This is a genomic window from Enterococcus sp. 3H8_DIV0648 (assembly GCF_002140655.1).
Taxonomy (GTDB): domain Bacteria; phylum Bacillota; class Bacilli; order Lactobacillales; family Enterococcaceae; genus Enterococcus_A; species Enterococcus_A hulanensis.
This window is the reverse complement of the sequence record NZ_NGLG01000002.1, coordinates 276,272-298,727: the sequence shown is the minus strand read 5'-3', so window position 1 is coordinate 298,727 and position 22,456 is coordinate 276,272. Positions and strand designations below refer to the sequence as shown.

At 39.7% G+C, this 22,456-nt stretch carries 25 protein-coding genes; 6 read left to right on the top strand and 19 right to left on the bottom strand.

Going from position 1 to position 22,456, the window contains the following annotated elements; translation table 11 throughout:
• The first annotated feature begins 12 nt into the window (after window positions 1-12).
• Entirely contained in the window at window positions 13-1,473 is a 1,461-nt protein-coding gene (locus A5875_RS17865; protein ID WP_088934946.1) for a PTS galactitol transporter subunit IIC, read from the top strand.
• Between the two features lie 39 nt (window positions 1,474-1,512).
• Here A5875_RS17865 and A5875_RS17860 read toward each other — a convergent pair whose 3' ends face one another.
• From A5875_RS17860 to A5875_RS17780, 17 genes are all read right to left on the bottom strand, one after another.
• Window positions 1,513-2,265, bottom strand: a complete 753-nt coding sequence (locus A5875_RS17860) for a DeoR/GlpR family DNA-binding transcription regulator (protein WP_088934945.1) — start codon at window positions 2,263-2,265, stop codon at window positions 1,513-1,515.
• 55 nt (window positions 2,266-2,320) lie between these two features.
• On the bottom strand, window positions 2,321-4,003 hold the full coding sequence (locus tag A5875_RS17855; RefSeq protein WP_088934944.1) for a PTS lactose transporter subunit IIBC: 1,683 nt from the start codon (window positions 4,001-4,003) through the stop codon (window positions 2,321-2,323).
• Window positions 4,004-4,020: 17 nt separating this feature from the next.
• Window positions 4,021-4,341, bottom strand: coding sequence for a PTS lactose/cellobiose transporter subunit IIA (locus A5875_RS17850; protein ID WP_088934943.1), 321 nt, complete (start codon window positions 4,339-4,341; stop codon window positions 4,021-4,023).
• Between the two features lie 87 nt (window positions 4,342-4,428).
• On the bottom strand, window positions 4,429-5,829 hold the full coding sequence (gene lacG, locus A5875_RS17845) for a 6-phospho-beta-galactosidase (protein WP_088934942.1): 1,401 nt from the start codon (window positions 5,827-5,829) through the stop codon (window positions 4,429-4,431).
• A 17-nt stretch (window positions 5,830-5,846) separates the two neighbouring features.
• Complete coding sequence (locus tag A5875_RS17840; RefSeq protein ID WP_088934941.1) at window positions 5,847-6,683, bottom strand: PRD domain-containing protein; 837 nt, start codon at window positions 6,681-6,683, stop codon at window positions 5,847-5,849.
• 551 nt (window positions 6,684-7,234) lie between these two features.
• A complete protein-coding gene (locus A5875_RS17835; RefSeq protein WP_088934940.1) occupies window positions 7,235-8,308 on the bottom strand; it encodes a hypothetical protein in 1,074 nt (357 codons plus the stop codon).
• A 221-nt stretch (window positions 8,309-8,529) separates the two neighbouring features.
• Window positions 8,530-9,282, bottom strand: coding sequence for a DeoR/GlpR family DNA-binding transcription regulator (locus A5875_RS17830; protein ID WP_088934939.1), 753 nt, complete (start codon window positions 9,280-9,282; stop codon window positions 8,530-8,532).
• Between the two features lie 84 nt (window positions 9,283-9,366).
• A complete protein-coding gene (locus A5875_RS17825; protein ID WP_088934938.1) occupies window positions 9,367-9,966 on the bottom strand; it encodes a response regulator transcription factor in 600 nt (199 codons plus the stop codon).
• The gene (locus tag A5875_RS17820; protein WP_088934937.1) at window positions 9,959-11,065 is read right to left on the bottom strand and encodes a sensor histidine kinase; all 1,107 of its coding nucleotides are present in this window, start codon (window positions 11,063-11,065) and stop codon (window positions 9,959-9,961) included. The genes A5875_RS17825 and A5875_RS17820 overlap by 8 nt, the downstream gene beginning before the upstream one ends.
• 66 nt (window positions 11,066-11,131) lie before the next feature.
• Window positions 11,132-11,896, bottom strand: coding sequence for an ABC transporter permease (locus A5875_RS17815; protein ID WP_088934936.1), 765 nt, complete (start codon window positions 11,894-11,896; stop codon window positions 11,132-11,134).
• Between the two features lie 12 nt (window positions 11,897-11,908).
• A complete protein-coding gene (locus A5875_RS17810) occupies window positions 11,909-12,568 on the bottom strand; it encodes an ATP-binding cassette domain-containing protein (RefSeq protein ID WP_088934935.1) in 660 nt (219 codons plus the stop codon).
• Between the two features lie 155 nt (window positions 12,569-12,723).
• Entirely contained in the window at window positions 12,724-13,434 is a 711-nt protein-coding gene (locus A5875_RS17805) for a GntR family transcriptional regulator (protein WP_088934934.1), read from the bottom strand.
• 42 nt (window positions 13,435-13,476) lie between these two features.
• A complete protein-coding gene (locus tag A5875_RS17800; protein ID WP_088934933.1) occupies window positions 13,477-14,379 on the bottom strand; it encodes a class I mannose-6-phosphate isomerase in 903 nt (300 codons plus the stop codon).
• Window positions 14,380-14,452: 73 nt separating this feature from the next.
• The gene (locus A5875_RS17795; RefSeq protein ID WP_088934932.1) at window positions 14,453-15,262 is read right to left on the bottom strand and encodes a PTS system mannose/fructose/sorbose family transporter subunit IID; all 810 of its coding nucleotides are present in this window, start codon (window positions 15,260-15,262) and stop codon (window positions 14,453-14,455) included.
• 12 nt (window positions 15,263-15,274) lie between these two features.
• Window positions 15,275-16,120 (bottom strand): PTS mannose/fructose/sorbose/N-acetylgalactosamine transporter subunit IIC, encoded by an 846-nt coding sequence (locus A5875_RS17790; protein WP_088934931.1) that lies wholly within the window; start codon window positions 16,118-16,120, stop codon window positions 15,275-15,277.
• A gap of 45 nt (window positions 16,121-16,165) precedes the next feature.
• The gene (locus tag A5875_RS17785) at window positions 16,166-16,663 is read right to left on the bottom strand and encodes a PTS system mannose/fructose/N-acetylgalactosamine-transporter subunit IIB (RefSeq protein WP_088934930.1); all 498 of its coding nucleotides are present in this window, start codon (window positions 16,661-16,663) and stop codon (window positions 16,166-16,168) included.
• Window positions 16,664-16,725: 62 nt separating this feature from the next.
• Window positions 16,726-17,139, bottom strand: a complete 414-nt coding sequence (locus tag A5875_RS17780) for a PTS sugar transporter subunit IIA (RefSeq protein ID WP_088934929.1) — start codon at window positions 17,137-17,139, stop codon at window positions 16,726-16,728.
• 343 nt (window positions 17,140-17,482) lie between these two features.
• On the opposite strand from A5875_RS17780, the gene A5875_RS17775 reads away from it, so the two are divergent.
• Genes A5875_RS17775 through A5875_RS17755 form a run of 5 tightly spaced genes read left to right on the top strand, consistent with a single transcriptional unit; the run spans window position 17,483 to window position 20,780 of the window.
• Complete coding sequence (locus A5875_RS17775) at window positions 17,483-17,941, top strand: PTS sugar transporter subunit IIA (protein WP_088934928.1); 459 nt, start codon at window positions 17,483-17,485, stop codon at window positions 17,939-17,941.
• A gap of 46 nt (window positions 17,942-17,987) precedes the next feature.
• Window positions 17,988-18,287 (top strand): PTS sugar transporter subunit IIB, encoded by a 300-nt coding sequence (locus A5875_RS17770; protein ID WP_088934927.1) that lies wholly within the window; start codon window positions 17,988-17,990, stop codon window positions 18,285-18,287.
• A 36-nt stretch (window positions 18,288-18,323) separates the two neighbouring features.
• On the top strand, window positions 18,324-19,715 hold the full coding sequence (locus tag A5875_RS17765; RefSeq protein WP_176244746.1) for a PTS galactitol transporter subunit IIC: 1,392 nt from the start codon (window positions 18,324-18,326) through the stop codon (window positions 19,713-19,715).
• Window positions 19,716-19,743: 28 nt separating this feature from the next.
• Window positions 19,744-20,010 (top strand): hypothetical protein, encoded by a 267-nt coding sequence (locus tag A5875_RS17760; RefSeq protein ID WP_088934925.1) that lies wholly within the window; start codon window positions 19,744-19,746, stop codon window positions 20,008-20,010.
• A 17-nt stretch (window positions 20,011-20,027) separates the two neighbouring features.
• Window positions 20,028-20,780, top strand: coding sequence for a class II aldolase/adducin family protein (locus tag A5875_RS17755; RefSeq protein WP_088934924.1), 753 nt, complete (start codon window positions 20,028-20,030; stop codon window positions 20,778-20,780).
• Window positions 20,781-20,847: 67 nt separating this feature from the next.
• Here the strand turns inward: A5875_RS17755 and A5875_RS17750 are convergent, their stop codons facing one another.
• Entirely contained in the window at window positions 20,848-21,717 is an 870-nt protein-coding gene (locus A5875_RS17750) for an SDR family oxidoreductase (RefSeq protein ID WP_088934923.1), read from the bottom strand.
• A gap of 9 nt (window positions 21,718-21,726) precedes the next feature.
• The gene (gene deoC / locus A5875_RS17745; protein WP_088934922.1) at window positions 21,727-22,428 is read right to left on the bottom strand and encodes a deoxyribose-phosphate aldolase; all 702 of its coding nucleotides are present in this window, start codon (window positions 22,426-22,428) and stop codon (window positions 21,727-21,729) included.
• Between the last annotated feature and the right edge of the window lie 28 nt (window positions 22,429-22,456).

The window sequence follows — 22,456 nt, the reverse complement described above, 5'->3', positions numbered from 1 at the left end:
AAGGACAAGCTAATGAGTACAATTATTGATATTGCCAATACTGTCTTTACCCCCCTAATTAATTTAGGGGCGGCGCCATTAATGACCATCGTGCTAACTGTTATTGCCCTATTTTTTAAAGTGAAACCATCACGTGCCCTTGAAGGCGGGATCAAACTAGGGATCGCCTTGACAGGGATCGGAGCTATTATTGGAATTTTAACCACTGCATTTTCAGACGCTATGACCGCTTTTGTAGAACGTACAGGAATTTCGTTGAATATCACAGATGTCGGCTGGGCACCATTGGCAACCATTACTTGGGGTTCTCCATATACCCTTTATTTCTTATTAGTCATGGTAATTGTCAATATCGTTATGCTGGCAATGAAAAAAACCAATACTTTAGACGTTGATATCTTTGATATTTGGCACTTAGCTATCGTAGGACTATTCGCGATCTTCAGCGGTGCCAACCTATTTATCGCAACGGCACTAGTAATCTTCATCGGTGTTCTAAAAATTTGGAACTCTGATTTAATGAAACCAACTTTTAATGATTTATTGAACGCACCCGACAGCAACCCAATGACGACGACTCACATGAACTACATGATGAATCCGATCATTATGGTTTTTGACAAAATTTTTGACAAAGTTTTCCCTTGGTTGGATAAATACGATTTCGATGCTGCTAAATTAAACAGCAAAATCGGCTTCTGGGGATCAAAATTTGCCATTGGGATCTATTTAGGAATCTTTGTCGGCTTATTAGCCGGACAAACACCAACCCAAATTTTCTCACTAGCCTTCACAGCAGCAGTCTGTTTGGAATTGTTCTCTTTGATCGGTGCATGGTTTATCGCAGCCGTAGAACCTTTATCTCAAGGAATCACCGACTTTGCTAACAAACGTTTGAAAGGTCGTACGATCAACATCGGTTTGGACTGGCCTTTCCTAGCAGGCCGCGCAGAAATCTGGGCAGCTGCTAACGTGCTAGCACCAATCATGTTATTAGAAGCAATCATTTTACCAGGCAACAAACTATTGCCATTAGGCGGGATCATTGCCATGGGTGTAACCCCAGCATTGCTTGTTGTTACTCGCGGAAAATTGATCCGAATGATCGTTATCGGTGCCATTGAATTACCACTATTCTTGTGGTCAGGTACCTTGATCGCACCATTCGTTACCCAAACAGCTAAAGCAGTCGGCGCCTTCCCAGCAGGCTTGAGCGGATCAGCCATGATCTCTCATACCACCATGGAAGGGCCAATCGAAAAATTCTTAGGCTACTTGGTCGGCAACGCCTCTCAAGGACAAATCGAATTTGTGATTTACGCTGCCCTAGCTCTAGCTGCTTACCTGTTGATCTTCATCTGGTATGCACGTCAAATGAAGAAACGCAACGCCGCTTATGCAGCAGAAAAAGAAGAAAAAGCCGCTCCTTCAACAGCAAAAGGCAACGTTGCCTATGCTGCAGAAGCAAAATAGCATAAAAAATCCCGGAGATCTGAGATCTCTGGGATTTTTTTACACGATATGCTTCTCTTTTTTTTCAATCTTTTTATATTGCTTTTGCTCATGGTCGTCGGTAATGACCGCCGTCACATCCTGCAGCTTGTAGTAAACAGAAAAATCTCTTTTTCCGATTTTAGAGTGATCGATCAGCAGAAAGCGTTCAATCGAATTGTTTAGTGCGATTTGTTGGGTTTGTCCTTCTTCAAAGGTTGCGGTCATAATTTTTTCTCCGTTTAGGGCATTACAACTGAAAAAGGCCTTATGAAAATTCATGTTCATCAGAGATTTATTAGTGATCTCGCCAACGAAAGATTGCGTCGTTTCCCGCAGTTCACCACCCAGCAGATAGATCTTCCAGTTCTTTTTATACTTATTCAACTGTTCGAAAATCGGTTGACAATTTGTCACAATTCGCAAAAAATCCGCTTGGATATATTGGACAAATAGTTCGATCGTCGTGCCTGGACCAAGAAAAATCGTATCACCCTCGTTGATAAACTCTGCGGCTCGCTTAACGATCCTTTCCTTTGCCTCATGATGAATGATTTTCTTTTCAATATGGGAAAGCTCATCTTGACAGTAAGGGGCACGCAGTTTCGCGCCCCCGTGAAAACGTTCCACAAGTCCTTGTTTTTCTAAATCTGCTAAATCACGTCTGACTGTCATATCAGAAACGGCCAAATGCTCCATGACCTCGTTGCTTTGAACTCGTCCGTTAAGCTCAAGCAACAACATGATTGCCTGCAATCGATCAGTTTTTAACATGTTCTGCCCTCGCCTTTCAAACAAATATTAGTGTGCCCCTTCTTCAAAACTACGTTTAAATCTCCGCCAAAACAAAATCAACGGCACCTTTGGGATCTCGTGTTAATTTGATATATTCTGCCCCTTTTGTTGCGACTACTTTTACTCCCACCTTATCCGCATCTTTTTGGATATCAGACAAATATGAATTAACTTGCGGAGCCAATACAATCAGATCAAAATTTTTCATAATATCATAATGTGAACCATATGCCCCTGCCTGAGCCTGAATATTGATACCAGTTTCTTTGGCACCTTCTTCTAATGCATTGGCTAACATCGCGCTGGTACCCGCTCCAGCACATAGCACCAGAACACGTTTGCCATCGCTCAGTTTTTCTTTCACCACATCAGATAGTACCTCCGCAACGGAGTTGTCACCGTCATTGATAACTTCAACTAGTTCCTCTTTGGCTTCTTCTAACTGTGCATTTTTGCTTTCTTCTTCGACCAACACTGCGTCATAGGCCTTGATGAACGGTAAGTAAATAACCGCATCCACTACGATTAGTAACAGAGCTAAGATAACCGCCATCACACTGACACCTGTTCCTAGAACCAACCCAATTGGTGCTGGAGTTGCCCACGGCAAAACATACATAAAGCTGTTCATATTCAAGACATCAACAAAGAATTTGAAAATCCAAACGTTGACAATTGGCGCTACTAAAAACGGAATGAAGAAATAGGGGTTCAAGATCATTGGTGCTGCAAACAACAATGGTTCATTTACCGCAAAGAGAACCGGAACACACGAAGCTTTTCCGACGGCCTTCAGCTGTTTAGAACGAGCAAATAATAAGAATAAAATTGGTACTACTAAGGTAGCTCCCGTTCCGCCCATCGTTCCAACAAAATTCCCCATGCCTACAGTTAAAACTTTCGACGCCTGCTCGCCATTTTGGAAAAGCATTAAATTGGTCTCAACATTCGCATAGATGATCGCTGCAATTGCCGGTTCCACGATGGATGGACCATGGACACCAACGAACCAGAATAATGCCATCGCCCCCCAAATAATCGCGATCCCAAGATAACCATCTGCCGCAGTGAAAAGCGGCTGCAAAGCAGTGATAGCCGTGTTGGCAAATGAACCATGAAACACATTGCGAAATAATACATCAATTAAAACTGCACCAAACACTGCAAGTGAGAATGGAATAACATCACGGAACATTTGCGAGATCGTCCCGGGCACCTCTTTCGGCATCCGGATCGTTATATCGCGCTTCACACAGAATTTGTAGACATTGACTGTCAGAAAAGCAGCGACAAAAGAAGCCAGCAAGCCTTTCGTTCCCATAAAATCACTCGCAAATCCACCCTCGATCTGCTCCACACTTAACATAAAGAAGCCGGCAATCGATGCTAACATGACTGATACTTCATTAATGTTCTTACCATCTTCCAGCCGGCGGTTCATTGATCCTGCCAAACAACGAGCTGTTGTTGCAGCAACCAGCACCCCCACAATCCCCATCGAATAGCCATAGACCTTCCACAGCCAACTAGAAAATGCCTCTGGCAATGTGATTCCAAAAACTTCTGGAATCGCAGCGATCATGATAAAAATACTAGAAAATAAAATGGCCGGCATTGCTGTTAAAAAACCATCTCGAATCGCACCTAAGTAAATATTCCGGGAAATTTTTTCAAAAAACGGTTTTCCCTTTTCAATTTGTTTAATGATTGCATTCACGGTAAACCCTCTCCTTTTTACTTCTGAAATTTTTCACGATAAAGTTCGATAAAATCCTGTACTAAATCTCTTAATAGTAACGTAGTCATTAAATGATCCTGCCCGTGGATAAAAATAAAGCCAATATCCAAATTACTCCCAGCAGCTTCATCAGCTAACGTTTGTGTCTGCGAATTATGGGCCAGCTTTAGATTTTCATCAGCATCTTTCAAGGCTTCTTCGACATGCTCAAAATTGCCTTGGCGAACTTCGCTTAACAGGTTCATTAAGGTACTTCTCGCATCGCCGGAATAAGCCACGATCTCAAATCCAAGCATCTGTAATTCTTCTTTATTCATAATAGTTTCCTCCTACATCAATGTATCCCTTTTCATTTCATCGATTAGAAAGGATGAAAACAACTGGTGCTTTCATCCACCCTTCGATTAGATAATCGTCTTTGTTTCACTTAGTAGTTTGTACCAATAGGCCGATTCCTTCGGATAACGCTTTTGCGTTTCAAAATCAACATAGAATAGTCCGTAACGTTTATTGTAGCCATTTGTCCAAGAGAACATATCCATTAACGACCATAAGAAGTAGCCCTCTACATTTACGCCATCCGCGATCGCATCACTCAATGCTCCCAAATACTGACGAAGATAATCTATTCGGGGAGTATCCATAATGACGCCGTCTTCAAAATGATCCTTATACCCCATACCATTTTCCGTGATATAAATTTTATTGTAGTGAGGATAATCTTTTTTAATGCGCATCAATAGATCATACAGCCCTTGCGGATAAATCAACCAATCCCAATCGGTTCTTGGGATATCATCACGGTAAACACGTTCTGCGATGCCATTTACACGATACACCGAAGTTCCTTTATCACCTGTTCCATTGTGATAAATTTCATTCGGTCCTTGGTATGCTTTACAGAAATGACTGTGATAGTGATTAATTCCCAGAAAGTCATTCCGGTGTGAGGCTTTTTCCATCTCGACACAATCCTCTTCCAAAAAGTCATACGTTGCATTTTGCGCTGCACAAATTTCATCTAAGGCTCCTAACAATTCATCCGTGTAACGTCCAAGATAAGTCGCTTCCAATAAAAAGCGGATAGATAATGCGTCTTCTAAAAATGCCGCATGCTTGTCTTCATCAGAATCTGAGTTTGCGTATTTCGTTTCCAAGGAGTGAACCACACCAATCTCTCCGGGATAGCCATTGTCTTTGAAGATATTGACTGTTTTGGCGTGTGCCACCATCATGTTGTGCAGACACATAATTATTTTTGTAAAATCAAATTTGATTCCTGGTGGAAAGACACCTAATAAATACTGATTCGTAGCAACTGGATAAATCTCATTAAAGGTGCTCCAGTACTGCACTTCGGTAAATTCCTCAAAACAAAACTTAGCATAATTGACAAAAGCATCAATATTGTCCCGATTTAGAAAATCATTTTGATCAAATAATGCTTTTGGTGTATCGAAATGATGCAGCGTTACAAAAGGAATCACATGATGCTCTTTGCATTTTTGGAAAATATCGTGATAGTAATCGATCCCTTCTTGATTTGGTTCGCCGATCCCTGCTGGAAAGATCCGGCTCCAAGCAATCGACAAGCGCAAGCCATTGACTCCGAATTTTTCACACAATTCAATATCTACCGGATATTGATGATAGAAATCACTGGCTGGATCAGGACTGAAGCGTCCTTGCTTTTCTAAAAATTCGTCCCACGCTACTGCGCCTTTTCCACCTTCTTTAGTGGCTCCTTCACATTGATAAGCTGCTGTCGCTCCGCCAAAAATAAAGTGTTCTGGTAATTTTTTCATTTTTCTCTTGCCTCCATTTATAGTAATCGTTGAATGTGGATCGTAAAGTAAACCTTTTCACTGGCGTTTAGCTTCAAACCAGTGTTTTCATTGATGATTCTGTACATTTCCTCTGCTACACTGTAGGCCTTCGGATAATCCTTTTTCAGATCTTCCTCCATCTTCAAAGCAAATTCGTCTACTTTTTCTTCTTCCGTCCGCTCTAGCATATAGCGTAAGTGGATCATCAAGCGATCGTAAAAATTCTGTGTTTTTTCTGTTCGAACAATGTTTCTTTTTCGTAATGCTTCTTCAAGTATTTGCATAACCCGCTGCTGCTCGTCATAGGTATCTGCTGGTATTGCTGCCGGCTCTGGCGTTTTTCCTTGTGCATTAATAAAATGAATACTGATGTTCTTCAGTTCATCTTCAGGAAAAGTAATGTCCAAGCGTTCCTTGATTATTCGAAGGCCGTCTTTTGCAATTTGATACTCTTTCGGATATTGCTTACTAATATCTGGCAACAGACTATTCTGATATTCTCCTTTTATCAGCCTCTTGTAGTTCCAATAGATGTGATCTGTTAATGTAACGTAAATATATTCTTGAACAGAATAATGATACCTAGTAACAGCGTTTTCAATAATTTCATATGCAGTCGTGATAAAATCCAATGGAACGTCCTTTAATAAAAAAGAGAAATTTTGTTTTGATTCTTCACTTTTCAAGACAAATAGATTTTGAATCGAATCCTCTGATAGCAGGTCCCCCTTCTTCTTTTGAAAAACTAGTCCCTTTCCCATCGCTATTGCCTGCTCATGATTCTTTTTTACAATAGCGATATTGTTGTTCAATACCTGAACTACTCGATACAATTATTTCACCCCATTTCTACAAAAAAAACCGCAAACAACCGATTGATCCACCAATCAGTTACTTGCGGTTTTTGCCTAATTCAATAGTAACAATCCACTAATATTTCGATTTCAGTAATAGAATAGCACCTTAAAAACAATTTGTAAACACTTTCAGACAAAAAATGTTTGCTTTTTTTTAGATAAAAGAAATACCTCCATCTTCCCTACGGCTATTTGTTCCTTTCGAATTTTACATTGGAGACTGTCTAAACCAATCCTTTTTAGTCTTAAAAAAGAAGCCTGCTATTCAGCTATAAGTATGTAAAATGTACTTTGAGCAAGATAAGTTTCATTCCTTATTGCTATCAGAAATTTCCGTCGAATATAAGCTCTCTGTTAACAAGTACACACCAAATAAACGTATAGAATAACACTATTTTACAGAACCCATTTCTTTCCATTACAAAAGAACAAAAAATAAACATAAACAAACATGGCTTATTTGGATGAAAAGGGAACGATCTCAGTTAAATTGAAAATCACCAAAGAACATCCTCAATCAACGCAACCTATTTCCTTCGATTGCGTTTTCGATCTTTCTTTTTTCCAACCCCGCCCTTGCCTTTTTCTCTTTTCATCATCAGTTCGTCCTTTTCCTCGCGCTTTCTCTGCTTCTCACTTTTCGGCTTTTGATAGTTGGAATAGGAGTTTTTCTTGTGTACGGGAATTTCTGCGGGCTTCTTGCTTTCGGCTTTTGGTTTTTCTTTGACTGCCGAAGTTGATCCAGCGCTGTTTGGTTCAGCCTTTTGTGCGACGGTGGCCGGACTTTCGGTCTTCTCTTCATCTCCAAGCTCCGTCATCCGAGCGTCTGTTAAAACCATTCCTTCTGGTAAAAGCATTTTCACTAATGCGAGTTTTTCTGTTTCGCTCAGGTTACTGAAGTCGAAAGTTGCGGGCTGAGCAGGAGTTTGACTTGGAGCTTCTGCCACCACATCAACCGAATTTTGACCAGACGTCTCCAAGACCACACCATGTCTGACTTTCGGATAGCGAGTGCAGTTGAAGATATCGGAATTTTCCAGCTTAACAAAGCGGCGAATGCCATCCTTTTCAAAGATCGTCAAAGAAGACAGCAGCTCTAACGCCGCATCGATTTTCATTCCGGAAGATTCCGAGTCGGCATCTCGCAAGCTCCATGTATGGATTTTACCCACCGCATCCTCAAAGGTCGAAACGATTTTATATTGTCCATCCATTTTCTCGGGTGGTGTTGTAGCACTAAATAAATACTTTTTATTGTCGCTCACGCGATTGTTGTAACGATGATATTCATTCTTATTTTTATAAAGACGGCGAGTAACCGCATCCCATTCTTTGCCGGATTTAAAGGACGCCCGAAACAACGGAGCAAGCTTCCGCAGCACATCTGACGGCTCCGCAAATAAAAGGATCTCCCGAACCAAGTCCCCACAAAAATCCGAGAAATCACTGATGCACAAGCATTGCCTAACCAGCACCGCCACCAAATATTGAAGCGTCGAATCCGCATCGGAAGAATCTTCGTAAAATTTCGACAAGCGCTTCTCCAGATTCGCCCGCCCCATAGTGAAAAGTGTGATCTGTGACAATGGTTTTGTTTGCATAAGTGCTCTCTCCTTCTAATTTGATAATAATCTTTGAATTATAATGATTCCTTCTTTATTCCTCATTATTATGATACACCATAAATAGGTGAAAAAAGCATTCTATAATTTTATTGAAAATAATCAAATTGGGTGAAAAATAAAAGAGCATTTGACTTTTTTTGACCAAAAACCGTCCTCAAAACCTCCAATGGAAGATTTTGAGGACGGTTTCGACCACCTTATACGATATACTTTTCTTCTTTTTCGATCTTTTCAAAATGTTTTTGTTCGTCTTTATCTGAAATGACCGCCGTCACATCATTTAAGTTGTAATAAACAGAAAAATCTCGTTTTCCGACCTTCGAATGATCGATCAACAGAAAGCGTTCGACAGAATTATTCAAAGCAATTTGCTGCGTCTGACCTTCTTCAAAGGTCGAAGTCATGATCTTTTGTTCATTTAATGCATTACAGCTGAAAAAAGCTTTGTGGAAGTTCATGTCATTCAGCGATTTGTTGGTGATCTCACCGACGAAACACTGAGTCGTCGCCCGCAGTTCGCCGCCTAAAAGATAAATTTTCCGATTGCCTTTGTGTTTGTTCAATTCCTCAAACACGGGCAGACAATTCGTCACGATCCGTAATGAATCCGCTTGGATAATTTTCGCCAACAACTCAATCGTGGTTCCCGGTCCAAGAAAAAGCGTGTCACCATCATTGATCAATTCATTGGCTCTTTCTACGATACGCTGCTTCTCTTCTTGCAGCATGATCTTCTTTTCCGTATGTGAAAGCTCCACATGCCGATAAAAATCCTTCAATTTCGCACCGCCATGCACGCGCTCCAGTAAGCCCTGCTTTTCTAATTCATCCAAATCACGCCGCACCGTCATATCAGAAACCGATAATTTGTCCATGATATCACTGACACGGACTGTTCCGCTAACTTCTAACAATGACATGATCGCTTGAAATCGATCCGTTTTTAACATTTCATCGCCTCTTTTCTTTTTAAGACTATCAAATTACTTGGAAAAGCGCTACAGAAAGTTCCTTGTAACATACTGGTGCTCTTTTTAAAGCCAGCCATTTTCCTTAGCAATCGCAACCGCTTCAATCCGATTTTTAGCTGCTAATTTATTGATTATTATTGAGATATAATTCCGAATAGTGCCATCTGATAAGTAAAGTTTAGCAGAGATATCTTTTGAGGTGTTGCCTTCAGAAATCAGAGTCAAAATTTCTAATTCCTTCTGAGTCAATGGATTCCTTTGGTGGTTCAGATAACCTGTAACTAGCGAAGGTTCAAAGTACTTCTTCCCGGATACCACGGATCGGATATGATCGATCAACTCTTCACTAGGCGTGTCTTTTAATAAATAGGCAGAAACCTCAGCGGCTACAGCTTTTTCAAAATAACCATCTCGTGCAAATGTCGTTAGAATCATCAACTTGATTGAACTGTCCTTAAATTCCTCCGCCAGTTCCAACCCAGTTTTATTTGGCATCTCGATATCTGTTAGAACCACATCTGGATAGTTTTGCTGAATCATCGAGGTTGCCTCGATACCGTCCTTCGCCGTTCCAATCACCTCAAGATCGTTTTCTAGATTGAGAATCATTGCTAACGCTGAAGAAAGCACGCCTTGATCCTCAACAATCAGAACCTTAATCATCTTCATCCTCCTTGAGCGGTATTGTAAAGTCTAGCAACAGACCCTCTTTATCGTTCAATACCATTGTTCCTCCAAGCCTTACCATTCTTTCCTTAATCCCTAACAAACCATTACCTTGAACCAGATTTTTCGCTCCAATCCCATTATCAGCAATTGTAATTTCAAGTTGATTACCTTTTTTTAGAAAATGAACAGAACAATAACTCGCTTTACTATGACGAATAATATTTGTGATCGATTCACGCAAAACGGAACTAAACTCCGTTTGCTGAGGACTGGTCAGAAAGGAAGCCAACTCCTCATTTTCTGTTGTGAAAATGATATTCGCTGCAATAAGGGCTTGATTTATTTCAATTAGCTCTTCAGAAATACTTCTCCTGCGGATATCTGAAACGATTTCTCTTACAGTTTTTAGGGTTGATCTGGAGATTCCTTCGATTTCCTGTAATTCTGCTGAAACACTCTCTGGTTTTTTATCAAGTAATTTTTGTGCCAGTTCAAGCTTAATCGTTATTACCGATAGAGATTGCCCTAGCGAATCATGTAGTTCTCTTGCGATCCGATTTCTTTCTTCATCTTTAATGATCGATTCCATTCGTTGATTTGCCTGATAAAGCTGTTTTCTCTGCTCTTGCTGCTTATAAAATTCACGCCCCGCTAAAGGAGCAAGTACCGTAAAAACCGCAAAGATTACTGTCAAAACTACTTGGTTTTTATCAAAATTCGCCTTTATCAGGACACCGAAAACAAGACTAAGCAGCATCAAACTAATCTGACAAGCAAGCATGAATGAAAACAACTGTTTTCGGAGGGTCGAAAAACCTAATTGCCAAGCTGGAAACATGAACAAATAGATATATCCTAAATCTACACTATAAAAACCTGCGATTAAAAACTGGAGCATCAACCAATATAAAAAATAGTCTCCACGAAAAAGAGTATTTCGATAGCCTAAAGCAAAAATGGCCAACAGCACTCCTACAAATTGTTTATGAAGCGTATCAAATGGGAATAGTCCGATCATTGGAATGACAAGAAAAAGCATCCAGATAACCGAAACTAGAGTTTCCCCTCTAGGAAATAGACGAAATTTAACCATAAAAGCACCTTTCTATAATAGTCATCATTATATCTGATAAACCCCTAAACCACTCACAATTTTTTTCTAAATACTCCTTTTATTAAAAATAATTCCAGATAATATAATGAAAATTAAAATATAGCTCATATTTCCCAATGCTAATTGTTTAATAGATAATTGCGTTAAATGGTTTAACCCGCCATTACTTAATTGATTTGCCAGATTCAACATATTAAAAGGATTCCATTTTAACCACGAATAATGATTGATAAGAATAAATTGTACGCCAGCAACCATAGATGAAACAAAGTAAATCGTAATCCCCAGCATGCTTGCCAATGATTCATTTTTGATTAACAGCGAAATCATCAATGACAGACTCGCAAAAAGCCAGACTCCAATAAAACTGCCGCAAATATTAAACCATTCATCAGCCAATAAATTTTGCTGGAAGATTCCTCCTAATACGAGATCAGGAAAGAGAATAAGAGTTGAACCTATGGTTAAAATAACAGATAGTCCTTTTAGATACAGCGAATATCCTAGTAATGTAAAAATTTTTGCAGCAAACAGTTTCTTTCGGCTGCAATCATTAAGTAGATTTTTGATCGTTCCATACCGAAACTCCATTAAGAAAGTCTGACTTGCTAGATATACCATAAAGAATACTACTAACCACCCACTATTAAAGAGTGACAAAATCATTTTTTCTGGTGTCAGATATCCAAATTTTCCATATTTAGTTACAGTTGCCAAACTACCTATTAGCATAAATAAACTCAGTGTATGCTTTAAAATAACCCTTTGTTTGATTAACTTGATGATTTCTTGAGTAAGTGCTCTTTTCATTTTTATCCACCTTTAGATTAATTTAGCGATTAATTCTTCCTCAAAATCATTTAACCGCTCTAGCTGCTCTCCTGTCCAAATCAACTTTCCCTCTTTTAACAGCAATACCCTATCTGCAATTTGCTCTAACTCATTCAATAGATGACTAGATACTAAAAAAGTTGTTCCTTGTTCACAATAAGTAAGAATCAGCTCTCTTAAAAGTTTTATCGAATAAGGATCTAGCCCATTCATCGGCTCATCTAGTACCACAACGTCAGGATCATTTAACAATGAGATCGCAATTCCTAACCGTTGCTTCATTCCTAAAGAATATTCTTTTGTCTTTTTATTGATAAACTTGCTTAAATCTAGCAAGTCTATCAAAATATCAATCTGATCGTTTGCAGCGGCAACTTGATTAAACATTTCTAAGTGCTCAAGTCCTGTCATAAAAGGGTATAATCCAGGCTGCTCTATCAGTCCTGTCAGTCTTTTATCGTTTTTCAAAATAGTGCCGCTTTCTATTTTAATAAAACCGAGCAACGCTTTCATCAAGGTTGTTTTTCCAGATCCATTTGGTCCGACTAGTCCTACCACCTCTCCTTGAAACAATTCACAATCAATTCCTTGTAAAACCTGCTTGCGTTTAAATGTGACCTTAATACTCTTTACTTTTACTATCGATTCCATCTTATTCCTTCTCTCCTTGTCGATGACTTTAGTTTATAGCACGAAAGCTTCAAAAATAATTCCAAAATGTCAGTAATACTTGTGACACTTGTCATAAAAAATAGAGTAGAGAGAAAATCAGTGATTTTCTCTCTACTCTATTTACCTTGATATTCTTATTGCGCTAATTCAAAAACAAAATAGTTAATATCTCCGCGGTATTTCGATATCGAGTATTCGACCGGCACGCGATTCTCTGAAAAACCTTGCGTATGGAAATAAAACATCGGATCGCCTTCTGCCACATCCAATAAATCGCTGATAGTTTCATCCGCCTTAATGACCTCCAATTTTCTCATGACTGTTTTAATCGGATAGCCCATTTCTTCTATGACTTGATACATTTTCTCTTTCGTAAAATCAACTTGTTGAAAATTTGGAAACAGCTCACATGGAATGTAGCTGGTAACCAAAACCACCGGCTTCACCTCTGCGTAACGCAAACGCGTTAGCTTATAGACTTCGTCCCCTTGACTCAATCCTAAGTTTTCAGCGACTTCCTCATTCGCCGCAACTTTTTTGAAGTTTAAGACCTTTGTTTTGGGAATAATCCCTTTTCGACTCATTTCCGAATCAAAACTCTCGATCACATGGGTAAATTCCTGCTGGATTTTATTTTTTTTGACAATCGTTCCTCTTTTTTTACGCTTCTCTAAGTAGCCTTCATCCACCAATGCCTGTACAGCCTGACGAACAGTAGGCCGACTAACACTGTATTGTTCCGCCAGCTCCATCTCTGTAGGAATCAGTTGATTTTCCGCGTATTCTCCATTTTGAATTTTTTCCAATAGATCCATTCGAATTTTTTTGTGCAAAGGGATATTCATAAGCTACCTACTCCTCAATTAATTGTATCCATTATATCATATTTACTTTTTCCAATATTTTGTCGGTGTAGCCAGAACCGCTTCAACCGTATCTGGCAATTCAAACATCTCATCTTTTAATAAAACAATACTTTGCCCCGCTTGGCAAGTAGTGCCAGCGATAACTAGTGTACCAGCAATAATGGTAAGAATGCTCGCTACATCAGAGTTGTTTTCTACGATTTGTTTTCCTTTTAAATGTTGGATGGTGAATTCCCTTTGATTGACTGTTTCTCCTGATTCAAAGGTCCGCTTTTCTACTTGTTTATCTGGCTGCAGTGCTTCGATGGCTTTTTCAACGTGAAGATCGCGTTTTTTTCCATTCTTATCTATCCTGTCATAGTCATAAAAGCGATAGGTAATATCGGTCGCTTGTTGAATTTCATAAACAAGAGAACCTTTTGTCAACGCGTGGATCGTGCCAGAAGGAATGTAGATCAAATCGTGTTGAGCAACCGGATATTCCTTCAAAATTTTAGGATACTTATTTTCTTTTGCTGCTTCTAAAATAATCGATTTTTCCGGAATTTGCTGTTCAGCATAAATCCATCCTTTTTCCGGCGGATTGATAAAATACCATGCTTCACTTTTACCATAAGGCATCTGTTCAACCTTTTGAGCGTATTCATCGGTAGGATGCACTTGAATACTAAGGTCCTCATCACAAGCAGTAAAAGAAATAATCAAGGGATAGACTTCCCCTGCTTCAAGACCGAATTTTTCAGGATTCTCCGCAATCATTTCACTGAATGACTTCTCTTCATTTACTATGCCGCAGTCGATCTCGGAAACTCCGCTGGCCGAATAGACCGATCCGATTTTTTCGATCTGCTGATCACCGCTATAGTCGTGTAATCTTGGTGTTCCCCAAATTCTTTCCCGCGATTCTGGCTCTAAAATATACATTGATAGTCCTCCTAAATCCTTCATTATTGTTAAATAAAGAAGGCGCGTTCCATAAGAAACACGCCCAGTTTGTTTAAAATACTCCGATCACCACACCAATTGCTGAAATAACCGTCAAAACCAGAATAACTTTGGTGGCTGTCATTTGTTTTGAAGTCAGCAAGTACCAAGCTAATAATACCATGACTAAAGGAAGTACATTAGGGAAAATTCCATCCAAGACAGTTTGTAGTTTTTGAACTTCATCTCCCATAGGAATTTTGATTTTAGTCGTCAAAGCAATATTCGAAGCTGCCAGGCCGCCAACAACCATGATTCCTAAGATATTGAAAGCATCAGTAATTCGTTTCGCGTTCTCCCCGATAATAACATCTATTGCACTCACACCTAATCGGTAGCCGTTCATAAAGCATAAGTATGAAATCAACGGACCAATAATCCCATAGCTAATCATATAGAAAATTGGACCTAAAGCATTTCCACCAGCAGCTAAGCCCATTGCAATAGACAATAGTATCGGTACGATGATCCCTTGGATGATTGAATCTCCAATCCCTGCTAAGGGCCCCATCAAAGTCGTCTTGATATTTACCGGCATTTCTTCTGGAACATCGCCGCCAATAGCGATCTCTTCTTCTAATGAAGCTACGATCCCATTGATCAATTGCCCGGTTTGCGGCTCAGTATTATAAAACATCGAGTGTCTTAATAATAATCTGCGTTTTGCTTCTTCATCATCTTTATAATACTTTTCGGCAAACGGCAGATAGGAATACGCCCAAGCATGTGCTTGTAATTTTTCATAACTCATTGAGGATAGATGCGTAAATCCCCAACGTTTCCAAATCTGACGCAATTCTTTTTTTGTTAATCGATTTTCCATTTATTTCCCTCCTTAAAAAAGATCGTCATCCTCATAGGCCGCTTCATTTTGCTCAACAGTCGTGTTTGTAGCTGCAGCAAGCTTATTATCGCCGCCCGTTTTTCCCGTACTTAAATAAACGACATAAGCAACCATAGCTGCTAGAAATACTAAAGCAATCATATTTAATTTAGCGAACGCTATTAAAACAAAGCCGGCGAAAAAGAAAACTAAATGGATCTTTTCTTTAACGACGATCCCCATCAACATAGCTATCCCTAATGCTGGTAAAACACCGCCAAGAACAGAAATAGTGTCTGTCACAACTTGCGGAACATTATTTAACAGCCAATCAACTAAACCTCTCCCAAAGAAGATAGCAGCAAAAATTGGAACTGCTCGGAGAAAGAAGGTCGTAATCTGCGGATATGCGATATGATTCAGCATGATCCCTCGATCATCATTGTTTTCAGCAGCAGTCTGCGCTCGAGTGTTCCAGAATGAATACAATGCCATACGTGTATTGTAAAAAATAAGTCCAAATGTCTGTCCGATCAGGATTGAAAGAGTTACAGCCACTGCAGGTTCTCCGGAGGTAGCTAAAGCAAGCCCGATTCCGCCATAAGCCGCATAAGTAATCTCGCTATTTGTTGCTCCGCCGGTAGATAAGTTCGCGATAAACACGGCCTGTACTGCTAAGCCGCACAGTACTCCTGTTTGAATATCGCCAAAAGCGATCCCTACCAAAAAGCCTGCTACTAAAGGGCGTCCTACCACATAAAAGCCACCGCTCATTCCAAATAACCATGGGCTTTCGATCGCCCCTAAGTAACAAAAAATCCCTGTTAATAACGCCGGTAAAAATAAACTTCCGTCCATCTTTTCTCCTCCTTCATATCTTTCATTAGTCCCTTTAGTGCCTTTTTAACTTGTCAATGAATCATACTTTGCTTTCATGGTTTTCCATGGCTTTGGTTCATCATCTGGTAATAGCTGGAAGCCAATTTCAATCCCATGCTGCTCCATATAATCGAAGGCCTCATAATCTTTTTCGTCAATAGCAACTGTTCTGCCTAAAACCTTGGCTCCTTCACGAGTGTTCATAGGCCCTACATTTAATTTTCCGCCAAAATCTACTCCCAACCGAACCAGTTCAGCAAAGGTTTGAGGAGAATTGCTGATTAAAAAGAAATCTTTTGCGGAGTCTTTTCCTTTTGGAACACTTTCTACCGCCTGTTCAGTCGTGTAAATGCCTAATTTTAAATTTCCGGCAGCTGCTTTAAGTACTTTTTTTCGTAAATCATCTTGTGCGATATCATCGCCAACTACTAAAATTCCTTGTACCGATCTCGCTTTTGTCCATCTTGTGGTCGTTTGTCCGTGAATCACGCGATCATCAATTCTTGCTAAAGTAATCGTCATAATAACTTCCTCCTAAAAAATGATTGCTATCTTAAACATTCAATGAATGTTTAGGCTAAACCTTAAAACTCCAAATCGTTGTCCTCTGCTGCCTCTTCAACAATCCCTTCAATTCCATTTTTCCCGATCTCAATTGCCATTTCAGCCAAGTCGTTCAACTTCGTATTCGCTAAATTAAGACCGACCTCGATCACCATTGGTAAATTCATTCCTGCCACCACTCGAATTCGTTCTTCATTCGACAAGTAATATTTATAGGCCTCATTATAAGGAGTCCCACCTTTAATATCTGTCAAAATCAATATATCCTCCGATTCTAGTTCCGTTAATTGTTTATTCAGTCGTTCGGAAAAATCCTGGATTCCAGTATCTGTTAAGCTGATCGCGAAAATATCTTTATTCTCACCAGCAATCATCTGATAACTATCCAAAATTCCTTGACAGAATGCACCATGACTTACAACCAATAGTTTCATCAATAAATCACCTCTCATTTTATATGTAATTACATTTTATTTTATGTCATAACTATAATTCCTATAGAAATCTCTTATACACATCTAGATGTGTATAAGAGACAGTGTCTATACATTAATTAATAGCATTTAAAGTCGGAAAAAGCAAGGAAAAAATGTTCATCTATGTTAATGTTTGTTAAAATTTTGCGATTGCATTTAATGAAGCTTGTTTTTGTTTGAAATAAAAAGAAAAGAAAGCGTTGACAAACGATTTTAAGCGTTGTATATTTACATTGTAAAACACATCTTAACAAAGTTTAACAAAATGTTTCAACAGATGTTAGAAAGGAGTGAATCATTAATGGACTACAAAGAGATGTTTGATCAGCAGCTGATCAGTCTTGAAGTGGATGGAGAGAGTGAGGAAAAGGTTTTTGAAAATGTGGCTGCTCACTTGCAGGCTTTGGGATTTGTCAATGAAGGGTATCTGAAGGGGATCACTACAAGGGAGAAGCAATTTCCTACAGGGCTGATCACGCAGCATCTGAATATTGCTTTGCCGCATTCCGATCCTGAGTATATCGAAAAACCCTTTGTCTACATTGCAAGACTGAAAAACGAGGTAAAGGTTAAGCAAATGGGCGACAGTCAGGAGATGGGCGTAAAGAACTTATTTTTTCTTGGTATCAAGGACCCTAAAGGACAGGTCGGGTTGCTTCAAGCGTTTATGGAATTATTTATGAAAGAAGAGTTCGTTACAGCCTTTATGCAAGAAGAGGACAAAATGAAGATCTATCAATTATTTACTCAAAATATTTAATCAGAAGTTTTAACACAATAAATTATAGAAGCTGGAGGAATTTGAGATGAAAAGAAGATTGATTGTTGCATGTGGAAGCGGAGTAGCTACGAGTCAAACGATTGCTAGTAAGATCGCGAGTTTGTTAGAAGATGACGGAATTGATTTCCCGGTTGAAGCAGTGGATTATAAATCGATTCAAAATGAACTGCCGTCCACCGGAATTTATGTTTATGTCGCACAACCAGATGATGAAGTGTTGGAAAAGGCTGATGAGCTTGGCGTAAAGGTTTTCCCGGGAATCCCATTTTTAACGGGGATGGGTGCTGATCAAATTTATGATGATATCAAGGCGTTGGTTGAATAACGAACAAAAAAATAAGTAGGGAAAGAAGTGGGAAGCGTGGAAATATTTCAGGATATTATCAACTATATCTTAGGGTTGGGTTCAGCTATTTTTGTTCCATTGATTATTTTGATTTTAGGACTTGTTGCCGGAATGAAATTCAAGAAGGCCTTTATGTCAGCGATTACTTTAGGGATCGCCTTTACCGGTATGTCGATGGTCATTGGTTTTATGTCCAATGCGGTAAGTCCAGCATCAGAAGCGTTGGCGAAAAATACCGGGCTTAACTTGCCGGCGTTAGACTTAGGATGGACAGGTGCAGCCAGTATCACATGGTCTTGGTCTTATGCTTTTGTATTCTTTGCAGTAGTACTTGGTGTAAATTTTGTGATGTTGGTCTTAAATTGGACCAAAACGCTGAATGTCGACATGTGGAATGTTTGGGGGAAGGCCTTAACAGCTTATCTCGTTTACTTTATCAGCGGGAGTTTGATAGCCGGCTTTGCGACGGCAATCGTTCAAGTCATTTTGGAATTGAAGATGGGGGATATGTTCCAGCGTCATATTGAGGATTTGACTGGTATTCCTTTGGTAACAGTTACACACTTAATGAATATTTCAGCGGTATTGTTATTGCCGATCAATGTGATCATGGATAAGATTCCGTTCTTTAACAAGCAGGCTGATACCAAGGCATTGAAGAAAAAAATCGGGGTCTTCTCTGAAAATTCTGTGATGGGCTTTATTATCGGTTTGGGTCTTGGGTTGGCTGCGGCATATGGCGTGTCAGGCTCATTGAACTTAGCGATCCAAATCGCAACGGCAATGGCGCTGTTCCCAATGATCTCAAAAATGTTTATGCAATCACTATCTCCGCTAGCAGATGCTATGTCGGAAATGATGAAAAAACGCTTTAAGGATCGTGAAGTTTATATTGGATTAGACTGGCCGGTTTTGGCAGGACGCTCTGAAATTTGGGTTACGGCGATTCTGTTAGTTCCTGTGTTTATTGGTTACGCGATTATTCTACCAGGCAATGCGGTATTGCCGTTAGCTGGTATTATCAATTATTCGATCGCGGTGGGTGGTTTGCTGTTAACTGGCGGTAACCTTGTGAGAATGCTGATCATGGGTGTCATTTCAATGCCGATCTACCTGTATGCGGCAACGTACTTAACACCAATTTTAACAGGTTTGGCAGATAAAACAGGAGCGGTCGAAGGTATCAAAAAAGGTCAGCAGATCACTTGGTCTTCAATCGAAGGACCGGAATTTAGAATCTTGTTTGCTGAAGCTTTCAAAGGAAATATTTTAGGAATCGTTGGTGCAGTTGTCTTTATCGGGATGTTTGTTTGGCTATACAAATATATGAACAAAGCAAAAGTTCCAAGCCAAAGATATGAAGAAACAGCAGATAAAAAAGTCAGTAATGTAAAAGTCGCAGGGTAATAAAATCATTGAAGGGCAGGTAAAGTAAATGAGTAAGAGAAGCGAAAATAAAGAGAAAACTAAATGGCTGTTTGTTCTATTTCTTGCGATCATAAGCTTTATCCTAGCCTTTATGACGCAGCAAATAATCTTCAATTTTATTGCCATCGGCCTTGCAATCTGTGTTTATAAATATGGAAATCCTGTGATTTTCAAGGAATACGACGAACGTCGAAGGAAAAAATACGAAGAGGCGATGCAGGTTAGGCAAGCGGCACAAACGGCTATTACCAGTAAAAAAATTTTCAAAAAATAGAAAAGGTGGTCTCAACTATGTCAGATGGACGGATGATTTTTGAGAGAGAACGTGAAGATTTAGCACGAATCGTGAAATTGATTTTTGCAAGAAAGAATACGAATGTCGCAGGAGGCAACTTTTCATTCAAAACGACGGATCAAGAAGGTAACGAATATATTATTATGACCCCAACGATGATGTCGGAAGCCTATTTAGGCGAAGTATCACCGGCGCAAATCTTAGTAGTTGAACCTCATACGCGAAAAGTGATTGACGGTGTTGGAAAATTGACGCGGGAAATTAATTTACATGAGGCAGTTTATGATACGAATCCAGAAATCAAAGCGGTCTTGCATGCTCATGCTCCTAATTCAATGTTTTGGGCTACTGCCGGATTAGACATGCCAAATCTGACAGAGGCGACACAAAAAATCGGCTATGTACCTGTGCTTGATTTTGAACCGAACTGCTCGCCGGAATTAGCGGAGCTCGTCTCCAACTATATGGAAAAAGAGAAGCTGGAACTGCCTAATATGCTGCTGTTGAACAGTCACGGGGTATTGATCAGCGCTCCAGGTGAAACAGGTATCGAAGCAATCCATAAAGCCTTACAAATCCTTGATACAACAGAATGGAATGCAGAGATCGCCTACAAACAAACGATTTTCCAATCATTAGGTCTATTAGACGGGTACTATTCAAAAGGCAAGCAAGTTGGTACGATTGAAGATTTGAAAGATCATAATCCGATCTATAATCGTGAAAAAATCCTTGCAGGCGGGGATTAAGGCTAGACGAATGATGATAATGCAAAAAGTTGTTTCGCTGTGAAAAGCGAAACAACTTTTTTTGTGTTTAATCAAGCCAACCAAAATCAACTAAACATTCGTGAATGTCCTTTTCAAAAGTGGAGATATTGATGCCATGGGCTTCAATTTTATTGGTTGCCAGCCGCAGGTTTCTGAAACGATCTGCGTAACGCTTTTGATCGGGCAGGATGTATTGATCGATCAGCAGGTCGTCAAAGCCCAGCACTGTGGCAACTTGCTTAGCAGCATCATAAGTAGAGAGAGCATTTTGACTCGAAAAGTGATAAATTCCTCGTGGCAAATCAATGATCTTATCAAATTGTTCTGCCAGATTTTTGGCATAAGTCATACCGCGACACTCATTGACGGTAAACAGCGTAGGCTTTTGATAAAACATTGCCTTCATCACATTTTTGATGATGTTTGGACTGCTTTTGATTCCGGGATAAGAAAGACCCATCATCCAAGATAAACGCAAAATCACCCCATCAATTTGGTTTTCAAGCAAAAAGTTTTCGACTTCGATTTTTTGCTGCCCATAAAGGGATGTACTGTTTACGGGTGTCTCTTCCGTGTAGGGGAGGTCTTCTGTGCGGTTATTGAAAACCTGCTCGGTACTCAAAAAAATGAATCGCGCGCCTTTTTCTTGGCAGACTTTGGCAATATTAATAGCACTCTCGGTATTTACTTTATGAGTGTCTAACGGATTTTCCTCGCAGTCGGCCGTTTGTGTTCGAGCTGCTGCATGGAACACAAGATCATACTCTAATGCTTTGAAATAATCCTCAACAGCTTCAGGATTTGCCAAATCTACATCCTTTCGAGTTATCGGAATAAAATCAAAATCAGCGTGATTGATGGTTTGGATCAAGGAAGCCAGATATCCGTTGGCACCTGTAATAGCGATTTTTTTCATATTTTTCTCCTAAATAGTGATTGTTCCGTCAACAGTTTCTTGCTTTAAAGCCTCAATAATAGTGATACCTGAACTTGTACCGATACGCTCTGCACCGCAAGCAATCATTTTTTTGAAGGTTTGAGCGTCACGGATGCCGCCGGCGGCTTTAACTTTAACTTCGGGACCAACATGTTCTTTCATTAACTTCACATCCTCGAAGGTTGCTCCTGAAGGGGCGAAGCCGGTAGAGGTTTTGATGAAGTCGGGTTTTACTTGTTTAGCAATCTCGCACAAAGCAATCTTTTCTTCATCCTCAAGATAGGCGTTTTCAAAAATTACTTTAGAGATGACCCCATTCTCCTTACAGATTGCTACGATTTGTTCCATTTCACCTTGTAAGTAGTCCCAATTCTTTTCTTTCACTTCAGTAATGTTGATGACATAATCGATTTCTGTTGCACCATTTTTTATGGCGTCTTTTGTTTCCGCTACCTTTGAAGCAATTGAAGTTTGTCCAAGCGGAAAGCTGATGGCTGCGCCGATGTTAATATCGGTGTCTTTCAGCAGGTCGCTGCATAATTCGGATTGGACCTGATTGATTGCGACCATTTTAAAATGATAGTCCTTCGCTTCGTTACATAAGAGACGCATGTCTTCTCTAGTAGCGGTCGGTTTTAGGTTTGTGTGATCGATAAAGCGAGCCAATTCATCAATAGTAAAAGTTTTCATAGAACATTCCTCCTGTATATGTAATTAC